We start from the raw sequence: 13,285 nt of genomic DNA on the forward strand, positions 1-13,285 counted from the left end.
TGATCATTGAGCTATCTAAGTACTTGGCTATCTAATCATGCATTAGTTATCAGATAATAAAGCCACTTGTTGAATGTAGTTAAACAATTTCAACTTTGACGCAGTCAGTTCTTCTTCGCTTACATTTTTTGCTATATCACGTTGAATACGCAAAATATGCTGACGAATAGGATGATGTTCAGCAGCATTATGTGCTTTCATGAACTCTTTAATGACGGGATCACCTTGGGCAATCATACGTTCAGTCCAGCGTTGAAGCTGCGCTGTTTTTTTCGCACCTTGCTGCGGGGTTAGGTAAGATAAAATCATGGTTTCATCTTCATTACGCAGCAATTTACCTACACGTTGAAACTGACGACGTCGCGCTTCATGTGAAGTAATGGTTTGTGCATCAAGTAGTGCTTCGATCAGACGCTCTTCAACAGGAAGATTTTTAATCTGTTTAGGATTCAGTTTTGCAAGTTCCTCGCCCAAAGCAGCCATACGTTGTACAGCTTTCTTTTGCTCAGTTTTACTTGCACGTCCTTCTATGGATTCAAAGTCTTCTTCGGTATAGCGGTTCGGTCGACGTGCCACGTTTAATCTGCCTCGTAAAATTTTGCCGCAAACAGTGCTTGAATTTCAGATAAAGCTTTTTCTTCATCTGCACCTTCAATCACTAAGCGTAAAGTTGTGCCCTTGCCTGCACCAAGCATCAGCAAAGACATAATATTTTTGGCATCTACTAATTTTCCACCCTTACCAATTTGAATCGACGAGCGAAATTTGGTCGTGACTTCGATTAGCTTGCCAGATGCACGCGCATGTAAACCCAGTTTATTAATTACGTCAACAGTTGTGTCGATCATGACCAGTGCTTCATTTCTCTATGTAGAACCTGAATAGACCATTTTGCCTCAAGTGCTTTTTTTAGTCTATCTACGATATATACCGAACGGTGTTGCCCACCTGTACACCCGATCGACACCGTCATGTAATGACGATGCCCTTCGGCAAATGCCGGCAGCCATTTATCCAAAAAATTATAAATATCTTGGAACATTTCATTGGTTTGTTCACTTTGTTGTAAAAACTGACGAACTGGCTCATCTAATCCTGAATACTTACGCAATTCCATATCCCAGTGTGGATTGGGCAAATGACGGACGTCAAAAACATAATCTGCATCGAGTGGAATACCATGCTTATAGCCAAAAGACTGTAAGATCAAAATTAAATTATCTGCCTGTCCGAGTTTAGACAGCAAGGTATGTTTTAAATCATGTACGCTCTTATCAGTAGTATCAATATGTACTGTCGAGCGTAATTGAATCGGCAACAGTAAAGATTTTTCTTCCTGTATGCACTCATTTAAACTTTTGAAACGACTTGCCAACGGATGGGGACGTCGAGATGAACTGAATCGCGCAATCAATTCCTGATCACGCGTGGTCAAATAAATAATATCGACTGAGCCATGGCGTTGTAGCTGTTGAAAAACCAAATCGAACTCTTGTAAATCTGCACGTGTACTGCGGACATCCACACCCAGTGCCAATTGTTCAAGATTATTTTCTGAATCGAGTTTTTCAACAATTTCGGGGAGTAAGGCCAATGGCAAATTATCGATACAGTAATAGCCCAAATCCTCAAGTATCTGTAATGCAGATGACTTTCCAGATCCAGATTGTCCTGTAACAATTAAAATGCGCTTCATCGCTTGCTACCCCATAGCCGTTTTAAACTGCAGTATATTTAACCTGCATATTATCAATAAGACGTGTTGCGCCTAATTTAGCCGCAATAAACAACACCACGTCTTGATCAAATTCTTCAATTTTCTGTAATTCAGGTGTACGTGCTTCAACATAGTCCACAACAAAACCCGCCGCTGTCAATGTTGCTTTAATATTCGCTAACACATCTGCAAGTTGAGTTCCAGCATGTAATTCTGCCTCAGCCGTTTTCAAGCTTTGGTAAATCGTTGGTGCAATCGCACGATTTTCCGCACTTAAATAACCATTGCGTGAACTCAATGCCAAACCATCTTCAGCACGAGTAATCGGCACACCAATCACTTCTAGTGGAATATTTAAGTCACGTACAAACTGACGAATCACTGCAAGTTGCTGGTAATCTTTTTGCCCAAAGAATGCAAAATTCGGTTGAACAATATTAAAGAGTTTTGTCACAACAACAGCAACACCGTCAAAATGACCCGGACGCTGTTCGCCACACAAATCATTGGTAATGCCGCCCACGCTAATATTGGTTAAGCGCGGTTTGTTGCCATACATTTGTTCAACAGTCGGCGCAAACACGATGTCACAACCCACTTCAGCCAATAAGTGCTGATCTTGTTCCAAAGTGCGTGGATAGTTGTCAAAGTCTTCATTTGGACCAAACTGAATTGGGTTAACGAAAATACTCACCACCACGACATCACACAGTTTACGTGCTTCACGAACTAAATTGAGGTGACCTTCATGCAAGTTCCCCATCGTTGGTACAAAACCAATGATTTTACGCGCAGCACGTGCTGGATTTAGCGATGCACTTAAACCTTGAATCGTTGTTTCAGTTTTCATGTCTTACAGCTCAATTTGGAATGTATGTTCTTTGGCAGGGAAGCTACCATCTAGTACGGCAGCATGATACGCCTTAAACGCATCCACAATTGCCGTTTCCCCTGCTTGCTCTTTCATAAAGTTGCGAACAAATTTCGCCACGTGACTAAACGTCAGTCCCAGCATATCTTGTTGAACCAAGACTTGAGCATCCGTTTCTGCACCGGCACCGATCCCAATCACAGGTGTATTTGGGAACAATTCACTAATTTCTTTACCCACTTGGGCAGGAACACATTCCAAAAGTAAAAGTGCTGCACCTGCATCAACCACAGCTTTACAGTCTGCAATGAGTTGATCCGCAGTTTCGCGTGTACGTGCTTGCACTTTATAACCGCCAAACACATGAACCGATTGCGGAGTTAACCCTAAATGCACACACACTGGAATACCATTACGGGTCAATACTTCAACTGTTTCTGACAACCATGCACCACCTTCCAATTTGACCATCTGCGCGCCTGCTTGCATTACGGTCTTTGAATTCACCAAAGCATCATTCAAAGTGGCATAGGTCATAAATGGCAAATCTGTCAGAATAAACGCATGCTTATTGCCACGACGCACTGCCGCAGTGTGATATGCCATATCTTCAACAGTGACAGGTAAGGTTGAGTCATTACCTTGAATGGTCATCCCCAATGAATCACCAATCAGAATACTATCGACTTCAGCAACTTCCATTGCTTTTGCCATGCTCGCATCATAGCAAGTCAAGCAGGAGAATTTGCGGCCTTCCGCTTTAAATTTTTTCAAGTCACTTAGACTAATCATTTCAATATTCCTCAGATGACGGCTTTCTCAAGTGGTCATACAAAAATTAAAGATGGGCCCAGTTTCCTGCATCCAATACAGTTAAATTTGGATTATTCAAAATAGGTAAATCTTTTAATGGTTGTCCTTTAATCTGTAGATTCTCATCTAAATCCAATAAAGGTTTCAACACAAAATCACGTTCTAAAACACCAACATGAGGCACCGTTAAACGTTCATTTTGAATGTGCTGTTCACCGTAAATCAGTAAATCTAAATCCAGTGTACGCTCGCCCCAATGGCGTAGGCGTACACGCCCCGACTCTTGTTCAAAGCGTTGTAATTCATCCAACAAAGCCAAAGGTGCTAGATCAGTTTCTAATGCAACCGCTGCATTTAAATAATTCGGCTGATCTTGTGGCCCCATTGGTGGGCTTTGATACAGTTGTGAGACTTTTACAGTACCGAGTGTCGCAAGTTTATGCACCGCTTCACTGAGGATCTGCAGGGAATCACCTAAATTACTGCCTAAACCAATATATGTCAGCGTCATTGTGTTGGCCCAAAAATAACCTGAGTCAGATCTCGTTTCACACGTTTACGTTTTAAAATCGGATGATCTGCACCAATTTCACCACTGGCTGACGCTGCAACAATTGATACTGTCGCTGGACTGTTGGCATGTGATTTAGGCTTACGTTGACGGCGACTTCTGCTTTCTGGTTCATTCACAAGTGGTTCAATTTCAACTTGCTGATGTGCAGAAGTTTTCGTTTCCACATCTTCATGCGCCGCTTTACGACGACTCTTGGCACGTTGACGATTGTATTGGCTAATTGCCCGTTCTTTTTCGTCAGTGCTCATCTGCTGATAAGCATCCCACCACTGGCCCATACCTTGCGTGCTTGTATCACCCGATTTTTCACGCAGCAGCAGAAAGTCAAAGCCTGCACGGAAACGTGCATGACCTGAAAGTGCTTCAATTTGCTGTGGTTTTGGATTCAGCAAACGGGTTTGCATTTCCCAAACCTCACGAATAAACGTTTCGGCAAAGCGTGGAATAATGGTTCGTGTAGCTTGACGTTTCAATACATCTAAGCCCGCTTGAGCACGTGCTTCAGCTGGAACAACACCTTTATTCAGATAGAACGTACAACGTTCTTGGAACGGAATCCACAATAATACGGCATAGAAAAATGCAGGGTTAATGGTTTTCCCAATCGAAATACGTTGATCGGTATTTTTTGCTGCCAACTCAATAAATGGCGTTACGACCGGTTTGATATCTGCAAATAATTGATACCAGATACCAAAATCGATCAGCATCGGTAAGACGCGATTGAGATGCCCCATGGTAAAGAGTTTTTGTGACTCATCGTATAAACGATGTGGAGACACATCACGCAGCAATTGAGTAAGTTCTGGAGTAAAGACCTCCAGAATTTTTTCATCAATATTAAAGTTTAATTTGGCTGCAAAACGTAAAGTCCGAAGCATCCGCACAGGATCTTCTTCAAAACGTAATTGTGGATCACCCAATAAACGCAACGTTTTATGCTTAATGTCATCTACTGCATGACAAAAATCTAGCACTTCACCTTTGCGTGGTTGGTAATACATTGCATTGATCGAGAAGTCACGACGTGCAAAGTCTTGCTCAATCGTACCCCAATTATTATCACGTAAAATCATGCCCGCAGCAGAAGTCACGGCTTTTTTAGGTGGCGCACGGAAGGTCGCAACTTCGATCAGTTCACGTCCTGAGTAGACATGCGCCAGCTCAAAACGACGACCAATAATTCGGCAACGTCGCCCGAAGACTTCTTTCACCTGAGCTGGTGTCGCATTAGTTACGGCATCAAAATCTTTAGGTGCATGACCCAACATTAGGTCACGGACACCGCCACCCACGATATAAGCTTCATAGCCTGCCTTAGTTAAGGCATCAATCACATCTAAAATGGAAGAAGGTAATTGTGCGGTTGATAAACCACATTTGGACGCGCGCAAAGTTTGCAAAAGACGCTGTCTCCTACGTCTGAACGTAAAATTCTTAAGATGTCGCTAATGATATCTCTAACACAATCAAAGGGCAATTTGATTATCTCGATGCTCAAGCTGAGCTTAACCTAATTCTTTTTTTTACACTTCACTTAAAGTGCCAATTTTGCTTTATTTTTAGCAAACAGCGCAGGACCGATGCCCTTAACCTGTTGAATATCATCAATGCTTTTAAATAAGCCATTACTTTTACGATATTGCACAATGGCTTCTGCTTTTTTCTGACCAATTCCATGCAATGTCTGCAGTTCATCGACTGAGGCTGTATTTAAGCGTACCTGATCTGATCGGCTATTTTGCTGAGTGCTGGGTCGTGACAAATAATAGTTGGCATTGCTGGGTGCAGTTGCCGATTTGGACTTAGAGGCCTCAGATTGCTTTTTTAATTGTTGATCTTGAGCTTGTTGCATGGCTTTCCATTCCGCGTAGCCCGAAGGGCTTTGAGCAAAAGTTAAATCTGCCATTAAACTCAAAACCAAGACAAGTAATTGTGTAGAGTATTTATTCTTTAGGATGTGGTACATATTCAGCCTGTTGTTTTAATTGTTGTTTTGCCTGTTCCCATAACTGATCCATTTCAGTCAGGGACAAGTCTTCTACATGTTTTTGTTGTAATGTGGCCTGTGCTTCAATATAAGCAAAACGGCTTCTAAATTTATGAATGGTACTTAACAGTGCCATCTCACTTGAGATGCCAATCTTACGTCCAACATTCACTAGAGAAAATAAGCAATCACCAAATTCATCAAATATTTCGTCGGATTTTTTGCCTGCCAAGGCCTCTTTTAACTCCCCTAGCTCTTCCTCAAGCTTGCCATAAGCCCCTTCAATATCTGGAAAATCAAAGCCAATTTTCGCCACATTTTTTTGGATTTCATCTGCTTGGCTTAATGCAGGTGCATGTTTAACCTCATCTAATCTAGATGCTGATTTCCCTGCTTTTTCTTGTTGTTTAATCTGTTTCCATAGTGTTGCCACATCATCCGCATTGAGTGCAGAAAACTGCTCTGCCTGAAACACATGGGGATGACGGCGAATTAATTTATCTGTAATGGCTTGCACCACATCTTGAAAATCAAACGCGCCTTGTTCGCTATACATCTGCGACTGAAAAACCACTTGCAGCAACAAATCCCCCAGTTCATCTCGCACATCGTCAATCTGACCTGAACGAACCGCCGCTTCAACTTCATAGGCCTCTTCTATAGCATAACGAGTCAGACTTTCTGGGGTTTGCTTTTGATCCCATGGACATTTTTCACGTAATTCTTTCATCACTGCTAATAATTGTTCCATGTGAACTCCAGCTATTTACTCATCAGTACATTGTTTCGATTACAGAATTTGATATGCTCAAAATTCACTCAGGGAATGAGCAACTCAATTCAGGGAAGCATAACATGCAAAGTATTTTTATTAGCGGTGCAGGACAAGGGATTGGCGCAGCAATTGCACGACTGTTCATACAACAAGGCTATAAAGTTGGGCTCTACGACATTAACCAATCTCAAGTCACCTCATTAGCTGCTGAACTCGGTAGCCATGCCAAAGCTGGGCTTTTAGATGTGACACAACCAGAGCAATGGCAAAGCGCTTTAGCTGAATTTGTTGCTTGGGCAGGTCAGCTGAATATCTTAGTCAATAATGCCGGAATTCTGTATTCAGGCAGCTTTGAACATACGGAACTGTCTGCACACCACCGAACGATTGATATCAATGTCAAAGGGGTGATAAACGGTTGCTATGCGGCATTCCCCTATTTACAACAAAGCAATTTTGCTCGTGTGATTAACCTCTCTTCGGCTTCAGCTATTTATGGACAAGCAGATTTAGCCAGCTATGCCACATCTAAATTTGCTGTACGTGGGCTCACTGAAAGCTTAGATATTGAATGGCAAAAATACAATATTCGCGTTTTAGATGTGATGCCTTTATTTGTTCAAACCGCGATGGTGCAAGACATGGATGCCCAAAGCATTAAGAAAATGGGCGTCAATCTTCAACCGAGCGATGTCGCTCAGCAAATTTATACCTTGGTACAAAAAAAGGATACGGTCTTAATGGCCACACATACACCTGTGGGGATGAAAGCTAAATTTTTATTTAATTTATCGAAGTTTAGCCCGCAATTTGTCAACCGCTTAAGTAATATTTGGATTGCACAAAAACCCAAATAGCAACGTGTTACTAATCATTTAATTTTGCAATCATATTTGTACGCAAATTACACAAAGTTACACAATTGTCACATTTTAACAGGACAAAATTCCTTTTTTTGAATAATATTCACCCGCCCATTACTTTCGGGCGTTTATTTTCTAACAATAAAAGTGAATTATTTCATGAAAAAATTACTTGTTCTTGCAACTGTTACTTCTATTTCAATTTCTGCTTTTGCTACAACTCAATTCGCATCTTCAGAATTAAAAGCGATGGATTGTGCAACTCTTGCTGTTGAAAAAGCGAATGCTAAGCGCTCTTTAGAAGCTGCTGACAAAAACATTGCAAACATCCAAGCATCTGCTCAAGCGCCAGGCAAATCATTGAGCAAATTTGCTGGTTTAGCGGGTGGCGCTCTTGCTGCTTTCGGTGGTAACTCTGAAAAAGCTGCTCGTGCAGGCAACATTGCAAACAGCTTGGCTGGTGAGCAAGATACTTCTGATGCAGGCAACCTTGAACTTCAACAAGCGAACAAATCTGCTGCTCAAGCAAACATCGACAACATTGGTATCTACCAAGGTTCTAAAAAATGCAAAATCTAATCTAAAGCCAGTTTAGATTGATTTAAAAAAAGCCCTGTTCAGCCAGAACAGGGCTTTTTTCATGGTGATTTATATGTCATACCGATTTATAAGACATTCAACTCAATATTAGGCAAATGAAAGCCTCGGCAAGATTGTTCACTTTCCCATGCCACCGTCAACATCACATGCGGTAGTTGAATATTCTGATAAGCAAAAGTGCCAATTGCGGGATGGCTACACATCCCACCATTCTGCTCAGGATGACACTGTGTATTCAGTTCATTCAGGTTCACTCGAATCCCTAAACCTGACGCTTTAAGTACCGCCTCTTTGGTGGTCCAAACTTTAAACCAATAATCAGGATTATGCTCACAACTGTCCCAATTGAGCAATTCTTCGGGATGAAAGCTGTGTTGAGCCATCGCATCAAAACGAACTTTTCGATTTAAATCTTCAATATCCACACCAATATTGGCGATTTTTTCACTGCTGGCCAATACATAATGCTGCTGACTATGACTATGATTAAAATGAAAATGTGGCAAATCCGGAAGAAAAGGCTTACCAAACGCAGACTTTGAAAAATCTGAATTTTCAACTGACCTATTTAGCCGCTGCCCGAGTAATTGATTTCGATATTGGTAAATGGCTTGTTTACGCACGGCAATTACCTCTTGACGACTCAAGCCATGCGGCTCCACAAAGAAGTCAGTAATTGCACTATATTCAAGCTGAATTTTCGCCATAAGTTATTGATCCAATATCTTTTACACTACGTCCATGACGCTATATTTTATGCGACTCTCCGACACAAAATACACCACAATACAGATGAGCGCATCGGTCCTTTGACTTATCGAGATTTTAAAACTCAGTTTAAAAATATTTCAAACCACTTAAGAAATACTTAATATTATAAATATATTCAAATACTTAAGTATAATAAATATTTTAAATACATCTTCAATTAGATAAAATACTCTAGATTCTTATAACTTTAATTTAAAACTCGGGGTAAATCAGATGCTAAGAAAAATCACGTTAATCAGTTCACTTTGTGTCCTACCATGTTTCGCTCAAGCAGGCTTATTGGATGCAGCTGTTGCAGTAATGGGTGCCAAAAATGGCGCGATTATGGACCAAGCTGAAGCGCGTATGAATCAAAGCCGTCAAGAAGCTGCCAATGCTGTAGCTCAAGCAGACCGTGGCTATGCCTCAAATTTCAATCAAGCTAACCAAACCAACAATAGTGTTTATAGCACCAGTTATTTAAAAACCTTAGATTGCACTGATCTGAGCGTTGAACGTAAAACTTTCGAACGCACATTGGAAGCATCGCAACTGGCATTAAGCCAAGTGTCTGCACAGCAAAATAATCAAGTTTCAAAATGGGCTGGTCTTGCTGGCAACGCGCTATCCGCATTTTCAGGTCAATCTGAAACAGCCGCGCGTATGGGACAATTTGCGACAGCTTTTTCTGGCAATAAAAATACACAACAGGATAGCAGCAGCGCACAGCAAGCCATGGAAATTGCTCAAGCTAATCTGGATAATATTGATATTTACCGCCAAGCTAAAAAGTGTAAAAACTAATTTCTACATCTTTTTAGATAAATAAAGTGAAATAAAAAAGCCTGCATATCTGCAGGCTTTTTTGTTCATCTAAACTTAGCGTTTGAATTTCTTTTCCGCCTTTTTGAACTTCTGAACATAACGACGTTTACGTGCCGCCGTACGCTCATCGATTTGGGATTTACGACCTTCAAATGGGTTATCAGAGGTTTTAAATTCAATTTTGACTGGCGTACCTTCAAGTTTATAAACTTTACGGAACACGTTTTCTAGGTAACGACGATAGTCATTTGGCGTTTTATCGACCTTGTTACCATGAATTACAATCGTCGGTGGATTTTGTCCGCCCATATGCGCATAACGCATTTTGATACGACGACCTTGAACCATTGGTGGTTGGTGCGCATCAGTTGCATCATTCAAGATCTGAGTGATTTTCGCAGGTGATACTTTCAAATGCGAAGAATCATAAGCACGGTGGATCGATGGATAAAGATCACCAACACCTGTACCGTGAAGTGCAGAAATTAAGTGAATTTTTGCCCATGGAATAAAGTCAAAACGACGTTCAACATCTAATTTACATTGTTTACGGTCGTAGTCAGACATGTTGTCCCATTTGTTGATGGCAATCACCATCGCACGGCCTGCTTCAAGCGCATAACCGATCAAATGCAAGTCTTGCTCAACGATCCCTTCACGTGCATCGACAACAATAACCACAACATGCGCATCTTTCATCGCTTGTAAAGTTTTCACAATCGAGAATTTCTCGATCATTTCGTCCACTTTACCTTTACGACGTACACCCGCAGTATCGATTAATGTGTATTTACGGCCATCACGTTCAAATGGGATATAAATCGAGTCACGTGTAGTACCTGGTTGGTCAAATGCAACCACACGGTCTTCACCCAACAAACGGTTCACTAGAGTCGATTTACCCACGTTTGGACGACCAATAATCGCTAAACGTAAGCCTGTGTCTTTATCGTGTTGTTCTTCACTTTCATCTTCAGGCACTTCAGCTAACACTTCTTCAAGCATTTGCTGAACACCACGACCATGGCTGGCAGCCACTTGAAGTGGTTCACCCATACCCAATTTGAAGAATTCAACTAAAGCTGCTTCGGCATGTACACCATCAACTTTGTTGGCAACAAGATAAACTTTTTTACCTAGCGTACGTAAGTCACGTGCAATTTGCTCATCAGATGCCAATAGGCCTGCGCGCGCATCGACCACGAAGACAATAATATCTGCTTCATTAATGGCAGTTTTTGACTGTTCTGCCATGTACGAGTCGATACCGCCCTCAGTTTCGCCAATACCCCCAGTATCAACGACGATAAAGGATTTATTTTGATAAGTCGCGTCACCATACTTACGGTCACGAGTCAGACCGGCAAAGTCAGCAACGAGAGCATCACGGCTCTTGGTTATCTGGTTAAACAACGTTGATTTTCCGACGTTCGGACGACCAATGAGCGCAATTACGGGTTTCATAGATTAACCTTTATTCCAGATCAGCCAGTTTGGTCTGGTCTGAACATCAGAAAGCTTAGGAAGAATGGAAATAGGATAAATGCCTAAAATAAATAAAAACACGGGGCATTGATGATTCAATCCCCCGCGTTAAAAATACGGTTTGGCTTATTTTAACATAAGCCGCAGAAAAATTAACGGTTCTGCCAAATGCTTAATGCACCCTTACGTGTCGACACATATAATTGGTTGTCAATTACACGTAGTGAACGTACTTCACCACTGGTTTTAGAACGACCAACCAACTCGCCTGTCGCTGGGTTGATTAAGTGAAGTACACCATCCAGATCACCAACCACAAGGTCTTGACCTAACATCACTGGGTTACTCAAATTACGATTAAGCAATTGGTCATTTTCCCACAATGTTTGACCAGTGGTAATTTCATAAGCCACAATTTTACCATCAGTTTGTGCCACAAAGACACCATTGCCCGCAACTTCAGGACGCTGAATGCTGCTCGCATCATTGCTCCAGATCACTTGTTGTGAGGCAAGATCAAGCGCTGTCACTTGGCCTTGATAACTGGTGGTAATTAAAAATTGACCTGCTACAGTCGGTTCACCGTCAATATCAATGAGACGTTGTACATCTGAACGACCGTCTGACACTGCAACACGACGCTGCATTTTCGGAATACCGCTCAATGCATCAATCACATAGATATAGGCATTTGAAGAAGCGATGAGAACATGACGTGCATCAAGTGATACCGGTGCTGCCATACCACGTAAACTAAATTGCACATTTGGCAAGTTATAGGTCCAAGTTTGTTGACCCGTTGCCACATCGTTTGCGTATACCGTACCATCGTTGGTGACTGAAATAACGCGACCTGCTTGAATCAACGACGGTGAAAGTAACGCGCCGGTTAATTGCGCCGTCCACTTTTGCTCACCTGTTGCCTGATCCAATGCAAATAATTGACCTTTTGCATTACCGACAACCACAATACCGTCAGCAGCTTCTACACCTGCAGTCAAACCTTGTTTAGAGATTTTCTTCTGCCATAAACGCTCTTTGCCTTTGTAGGCTTGAACTTCACCGTTAGGATTTACGCTAAAAACAACGCCGTTATCTGCATCCATACGTAAACGCAGTGGATCTGCTTCTTCAGTTGAAGCCACACTGTTTGAAAATACAGGTGCTAAAGTTTTTGCCTGTTCCAATTTTGGTAAAGGATTTGGTTTTACTTTTTCTACTTTTCCTTTATTTGCACAACCAGCCAAAGCAAGTGTTAAAACTGTCAGCGCACAGGTAATTTTGTATTTTCTATTCATTCAGTTGCTTCCACTTGTGTATCTATAATCGGACGTTCAATTTCAGGATCATCAACTAAAACGCCTACACTTTCGAGTTTAATTTGTAAAATTTGACGTTCTTCTTGTCGCTCAACCAAAGCATCCCATGCACTTTGATAAACTTTCTTTGCATTTTCGATATCATTTTTCGCAACATAGACATCGCCACGGGCTTCATCTGCAGTTGCTTGAAAAGCAGGTTCTTTAACCGCTTCTAAAGTTTTTAATGCTTCATCAAATTTCTTTTGTGCCAATTGTGCATACGCTAAACGTAATTTCACCAATTGAACTAAGCCCGCATCGTCAACTTTTGAATTTTCAACTTTTTTCAAAGCTTTTTCAGCGTTGGCATAATCCGCTTTATCATACGCCAATTTTGCCATAAGCAACTGAGTTTGGATGGCTTGTGGCGAATCTGGCGCTTCTTTTACAATTTTATCTGCAGTCGCAGAAAGTTGTGTAAAAGCGTCACCCGTCGCCGACTGAGCATCATCCATTAACTGCTGGACTTTGGCTGTTTGCATTTGCGATTCAGCCAAAGTTTTCTTCTGCCAGTATTCCCATCCGAAAAAGGCAATCAACGCAATTAAAATGCCGCTAACAATGGCAGAGCCATATTTTTTAGCAAACGATTTTAAATTATCAAGTTGTTCTTCTTCACTCAATGCGCTCATGAAATTACCTTTTTCCTTATGTTATAGGG

Annotated in this window: 16 protein-coding genes; 3 read left to right on the forward strand and 13 right to left on the reverse strand. The window is 41.5% G+C overall.

Annotated elements, in window-relative coordinates; genetic code table 11:
• Positions 1–42: 42 nt before the first annotated feature.
• From yjgA to mazG, 9 genes are all read right to left on the reverse strand, one after another.
• Positions 43–576, reverse strand: a complete 534-nt coding sequence (yjgA, locus tag MST17_RS13185; RefSeq protein ID WP_180025974.1) for a ribosome biogenesis factor YjgA — start codon at positions 574–576, stop codon at positions 43–45.
• Positions 577–578: 2 nt separating this feature from the next.
• Positions 579–848, reverse strand: coding sequence for an HPr family phosphocarrier protein (locus tag MST17_RS13190; protein ID WP_067763492.1), 270 nt, complete (start codon positions 846–848; stop codon positions 579–581).
• Positions 845–1,696: an RNase adapter RapZ gene (rapZ, locus tag MST17_RS13195; RefSeq protein ID WP_078189595.1), complete on the reverse strand. Its 852-nt coding sequence runs from the start codon at positions 1,694–1,696 to the stop codon at positions 845–847. The genes MST17_RS13190 and rapZ overlap by 4 nt, the downstream gene beginning before the upstream one ends.
• Positions 1,697–1,718: 22 nt before the next feature.
• Positions 1,719–2,567, reverse strand: coding sequence for a pantoate--beta-alanine ligase (panC, locus tag MST17_RS13200; protein ID WP_078192648.1), 849 nt, complete (start codon positions 2,565–2,567; stop codon positions 1,719–1,721).
• A gap of 3 nt (positions 2,568–2,570) precedes the next feature.
• Positions 2,571–3,380, reverse strand: a complete 810-nt coding sequence (gene panB, locus MST17_RS13205) for a 3-methyl-2-oxobutanoate hydroxymethyltransferase (RefSeq protein WP_180007226.1) — start codon at positions 3,378–3,380, stop codon at positions 2,571–2,573.
• A 46-nt stretch (positions 3,381–3,426) separates the two neighbouring features.
• Positions 3,427–3,912 carry a 2-amino-4-hydroxy-6-hydroxymethyldihydropteridine diphosphokinase gene (gene folK / locus MST17_RS13210; protein ID WP_180005386.1) on the reverse strand — a complete coding sequence of 162 codons (486 nt, stop codon included), beginning with the start codon at positions 3,910–3,912 and terminating at the stop codon, positions 3,427–3,429.
• Positions 3,909–5,378, reverse strand: coding sequence for a polynucleotide adenylyltransferase PcnB (pcnB, locus tag MST17_RS13215; RefSeq protein ID WP_180025975.1), 1,470 nt, complete (start codon positions 5,376–5,378; stop codon positions 3,909–3,911). The genes folK and pcnB overlap by 4 nt, the downstream gene beginning before the upstream one ends.
• Positions 5,379–5,512: 134 nt before the next feature.
• A complete protein-coding gene (locus MST17_RS13220; RefSeq protein ID WP_180025976.1) occupies positions 5,513–5,944 on the reverse strand; it encodes a ComEA family DNA-binding protein in 432 nt (143 codons plus the stop codon).
• Positions 5,922–6,716, reverse strand: a complete 795-nt coding sequence (gene mazG / locus MST17_RS13225; RefSeq protein WP_180025977.1) for a nucleoside triphosphate pyrophosphohydrolase — start codon at positions 6,714–6,716, stop codon at positions 5,922–5,924. Before mazG ends, MST17_RS13220 begins: the two co-directional genes overlap by 23 nt.
• Before the next feature lie 104 nt (positions 6,717–6,820).
• On the opposite strand from mazG, the gene MST17_RS13230 reads away from it, so the two are divergent.
• Positions 6,821–7,597 carry an SDR family oxidoreductase gene (locus tag MST17_RS13230; protein WP_180005383.1) on the forward strand — a complete coding sequence of 259 codons (777 nt, stop codon included), beginning with the start codon at positions 6,821–6,823 and terminating at the stop codon, positions 7,595–7,597.
• A gap of 165 nt (positions 7,598–7,762) precedes the next feature.
• A complete protein-coding gene (locus MST17_RS13235) occupies positions 7,763–8,182 on the forward strand; it encodes a hypothetical protein (protein ID WP_078192655.1) in 420 nt (139 codons plus the stop codon).
• Positions 8,183–8,268: 86 nt separating this feature from the next.
• On the opposite strand, the gene MST17_RS13240 is transcribed toward MST17_RS13235, so the two are convergent.
• Positions 8,269–8,910 (reverse strand): 4'-phosphopantetheinyl transferase superfamily protein, encoded by a 642-nt coding sequence (locus MST17_RS13240; protein WP_180005382.1) that lies wholly within the window; start codon positions 8,908–8,910, stop codon positions 8,269–8,271.
• A gap of 277 nt (positions 8,911–9,187) precedes the next feature.
• Between MST17_RS13240 and MST17_RS13245 the strand changes: the two genes are divergently transcribed.
• Positions 9,188–9,757, forward strand: a complete 570-nt coding sequence (locus MST17_RS13245; protein WP_180025978.1) for a hypothetical protein — start codon at positions 9,188–9,190, stop codon at positions 9,755–9,757.
• A 75-nt stretch (positions 9,758–9,832) separates the two neighbouring features.
• Here the strand turns inward: MST17_RS13245 and der are convergent, their stop codons facing one another.
• From der to MST17_RS13260, 3 genes are all read right to left on the reverse strand, one after another.
• Positions 9,833–11,242 carry a ribosome biogenesis GTPase Der gene (gene der / locus MST17_RS13250; protein WP_078189606.1) on the reverse strand — a complete coding sequence of 470 codons (1,410 nt, stop codon included), beginning with the start codon at positions 11,240–11,242 and terminating at the stop codon, positions 9,833–9,835.
• Positions 11,243–11,415: 173 nt separating this feature from the next.
• The gene (bamB, locus tag MST17_RS13255; protein ID WP_078192659.1) at positions 11,416–12,561 is read right to left on the reverse strand and encodes an outer membrane protein assembly factor BamB; all 1,146 of its coding nucleotides are present in this window, start codon (positions 12,559–12,561) and stop codon (positions 11,416–11,418) included.
• The gene (locus tag MST17_RS13260; protein WP_078189608.1) at positions 12,558–13,256 is read right to left on the reverse strand and encodes a tetratricopeptide repeat protein; all 699 of its coding nucleotides are present in this window, start codon (positions 13,254–13,256) and stop codon (positions 12,558–12,560) included. Before MST17_RS13260 ends, bamB begins: the two co-directional genes overlap by 4 nt.
• Between the last annotated feature and the right edge of the window lie 29 nt (positions 13,257–13,285).

It is taken from the genome of Acinetobacter sp. YH16056_T, from assembly GCF_024605895.1.
Classification (GTDB): domain Bacteria; phylum Pseudomonadota; class Gammaproteobacteria; order Pseudomonadales; family Moraxellaceae; genus Acinetobacter; species Acinetobacter amyesii.

Bases quoted from the DNA above. Each gene is read 5' to 3' on its own strand.
- MST17_RS13190 (WP_067763492.1), bottom strand. From the start codon at position 848: ATGATCGACACAACTGTTGACGTAATTAATAAACTGGGTTTACATGCG.
- rapZ (WP_078189595.1), bottom strand. From the start codon at position 1,696: ATGAAGCGCATTTTAATTGTTACAGGACAATCTGGATCTGGAAAGTCA.
- panC (WP_078192648.1), bottom strand. From the start codon at position 2,567: ATGAAAACTGAAACAACGATTCAAGGTTTAAGTGCATCGCTAAATCCA.
- panB (WP_180007226.1), bottom strand. From the start codon at position 3,380: ATGATTAGTCTAAGTGACTTGAAAAAATTTAAAGCGGAAGGCCGCAAA.
- folK (WP_180005386.1), bottom strand. From the start codon at position 3,912: ATGACGCTGACATATATTGGTTTAGGCAGTAATTTAGGTGATTCCCTG.
- MST17_RS13220 (WP_180025976.1), bottom strand. From the start codon at position 5,944: ATGTACCACATCCTAAAGAATAAATACTCTACACAATTACTTGTCTTG.
- mazG (WP_180025977.1), bottom strand. From the start codon at position 6,716: ATGGAACAATTATTAGCAGTGATGAAAGAATTACGTGAAAAATGTCCA.
- MST17_RS13230 (WP_180005383.1), top strand. From the start codon at position 6,821: ATGCAAAGTATTTTTATTAGCGGTGCAGGACAAGGGATTGGCGCAGCA.
- MST17_RS13235 (WP_078192655.1), top strand. From the start codon at position 7,763: ATGAAAAAATTACTTGTTCTTGCAACTGTTACTTCTATTTCAATTTCT.
- MST17_RS13240 (WP_180005382.1), bottom strand. From the start codon at position 8,910: ATGGCGAAAATTCAGCTTGAATATAGTGCAATTACTGACTTCTTTGTG.
- MST17_RS13245 (WP_180025978.1), top strand. From the start codon at position 9,188: ATGCTAAGAAAAATCACGTTAATCAGTTCACTTTGTGTCCTACCATGT.
- der (WP_078189606.1), bottom strand. From the start codon at position 11,242: ATGAAACCCGTAATTGCGCTCATTGGTCGTCCGAACGTCGGAAAATCA.
- bamB (WP_078192659.1), bottom strand. From the start codon at position 12,561: ATGAATAGAAAATACAAAATTACCTGTGCGCTGACAGTTTTAACACTT.
- MST17_RS13260 (WP_078189608.1), bottom strand. From the start codon at position 13,256: ATGAGCGCATTGAGTGAAGAAGAACAACTTGATAATTTAAAATCGTTT.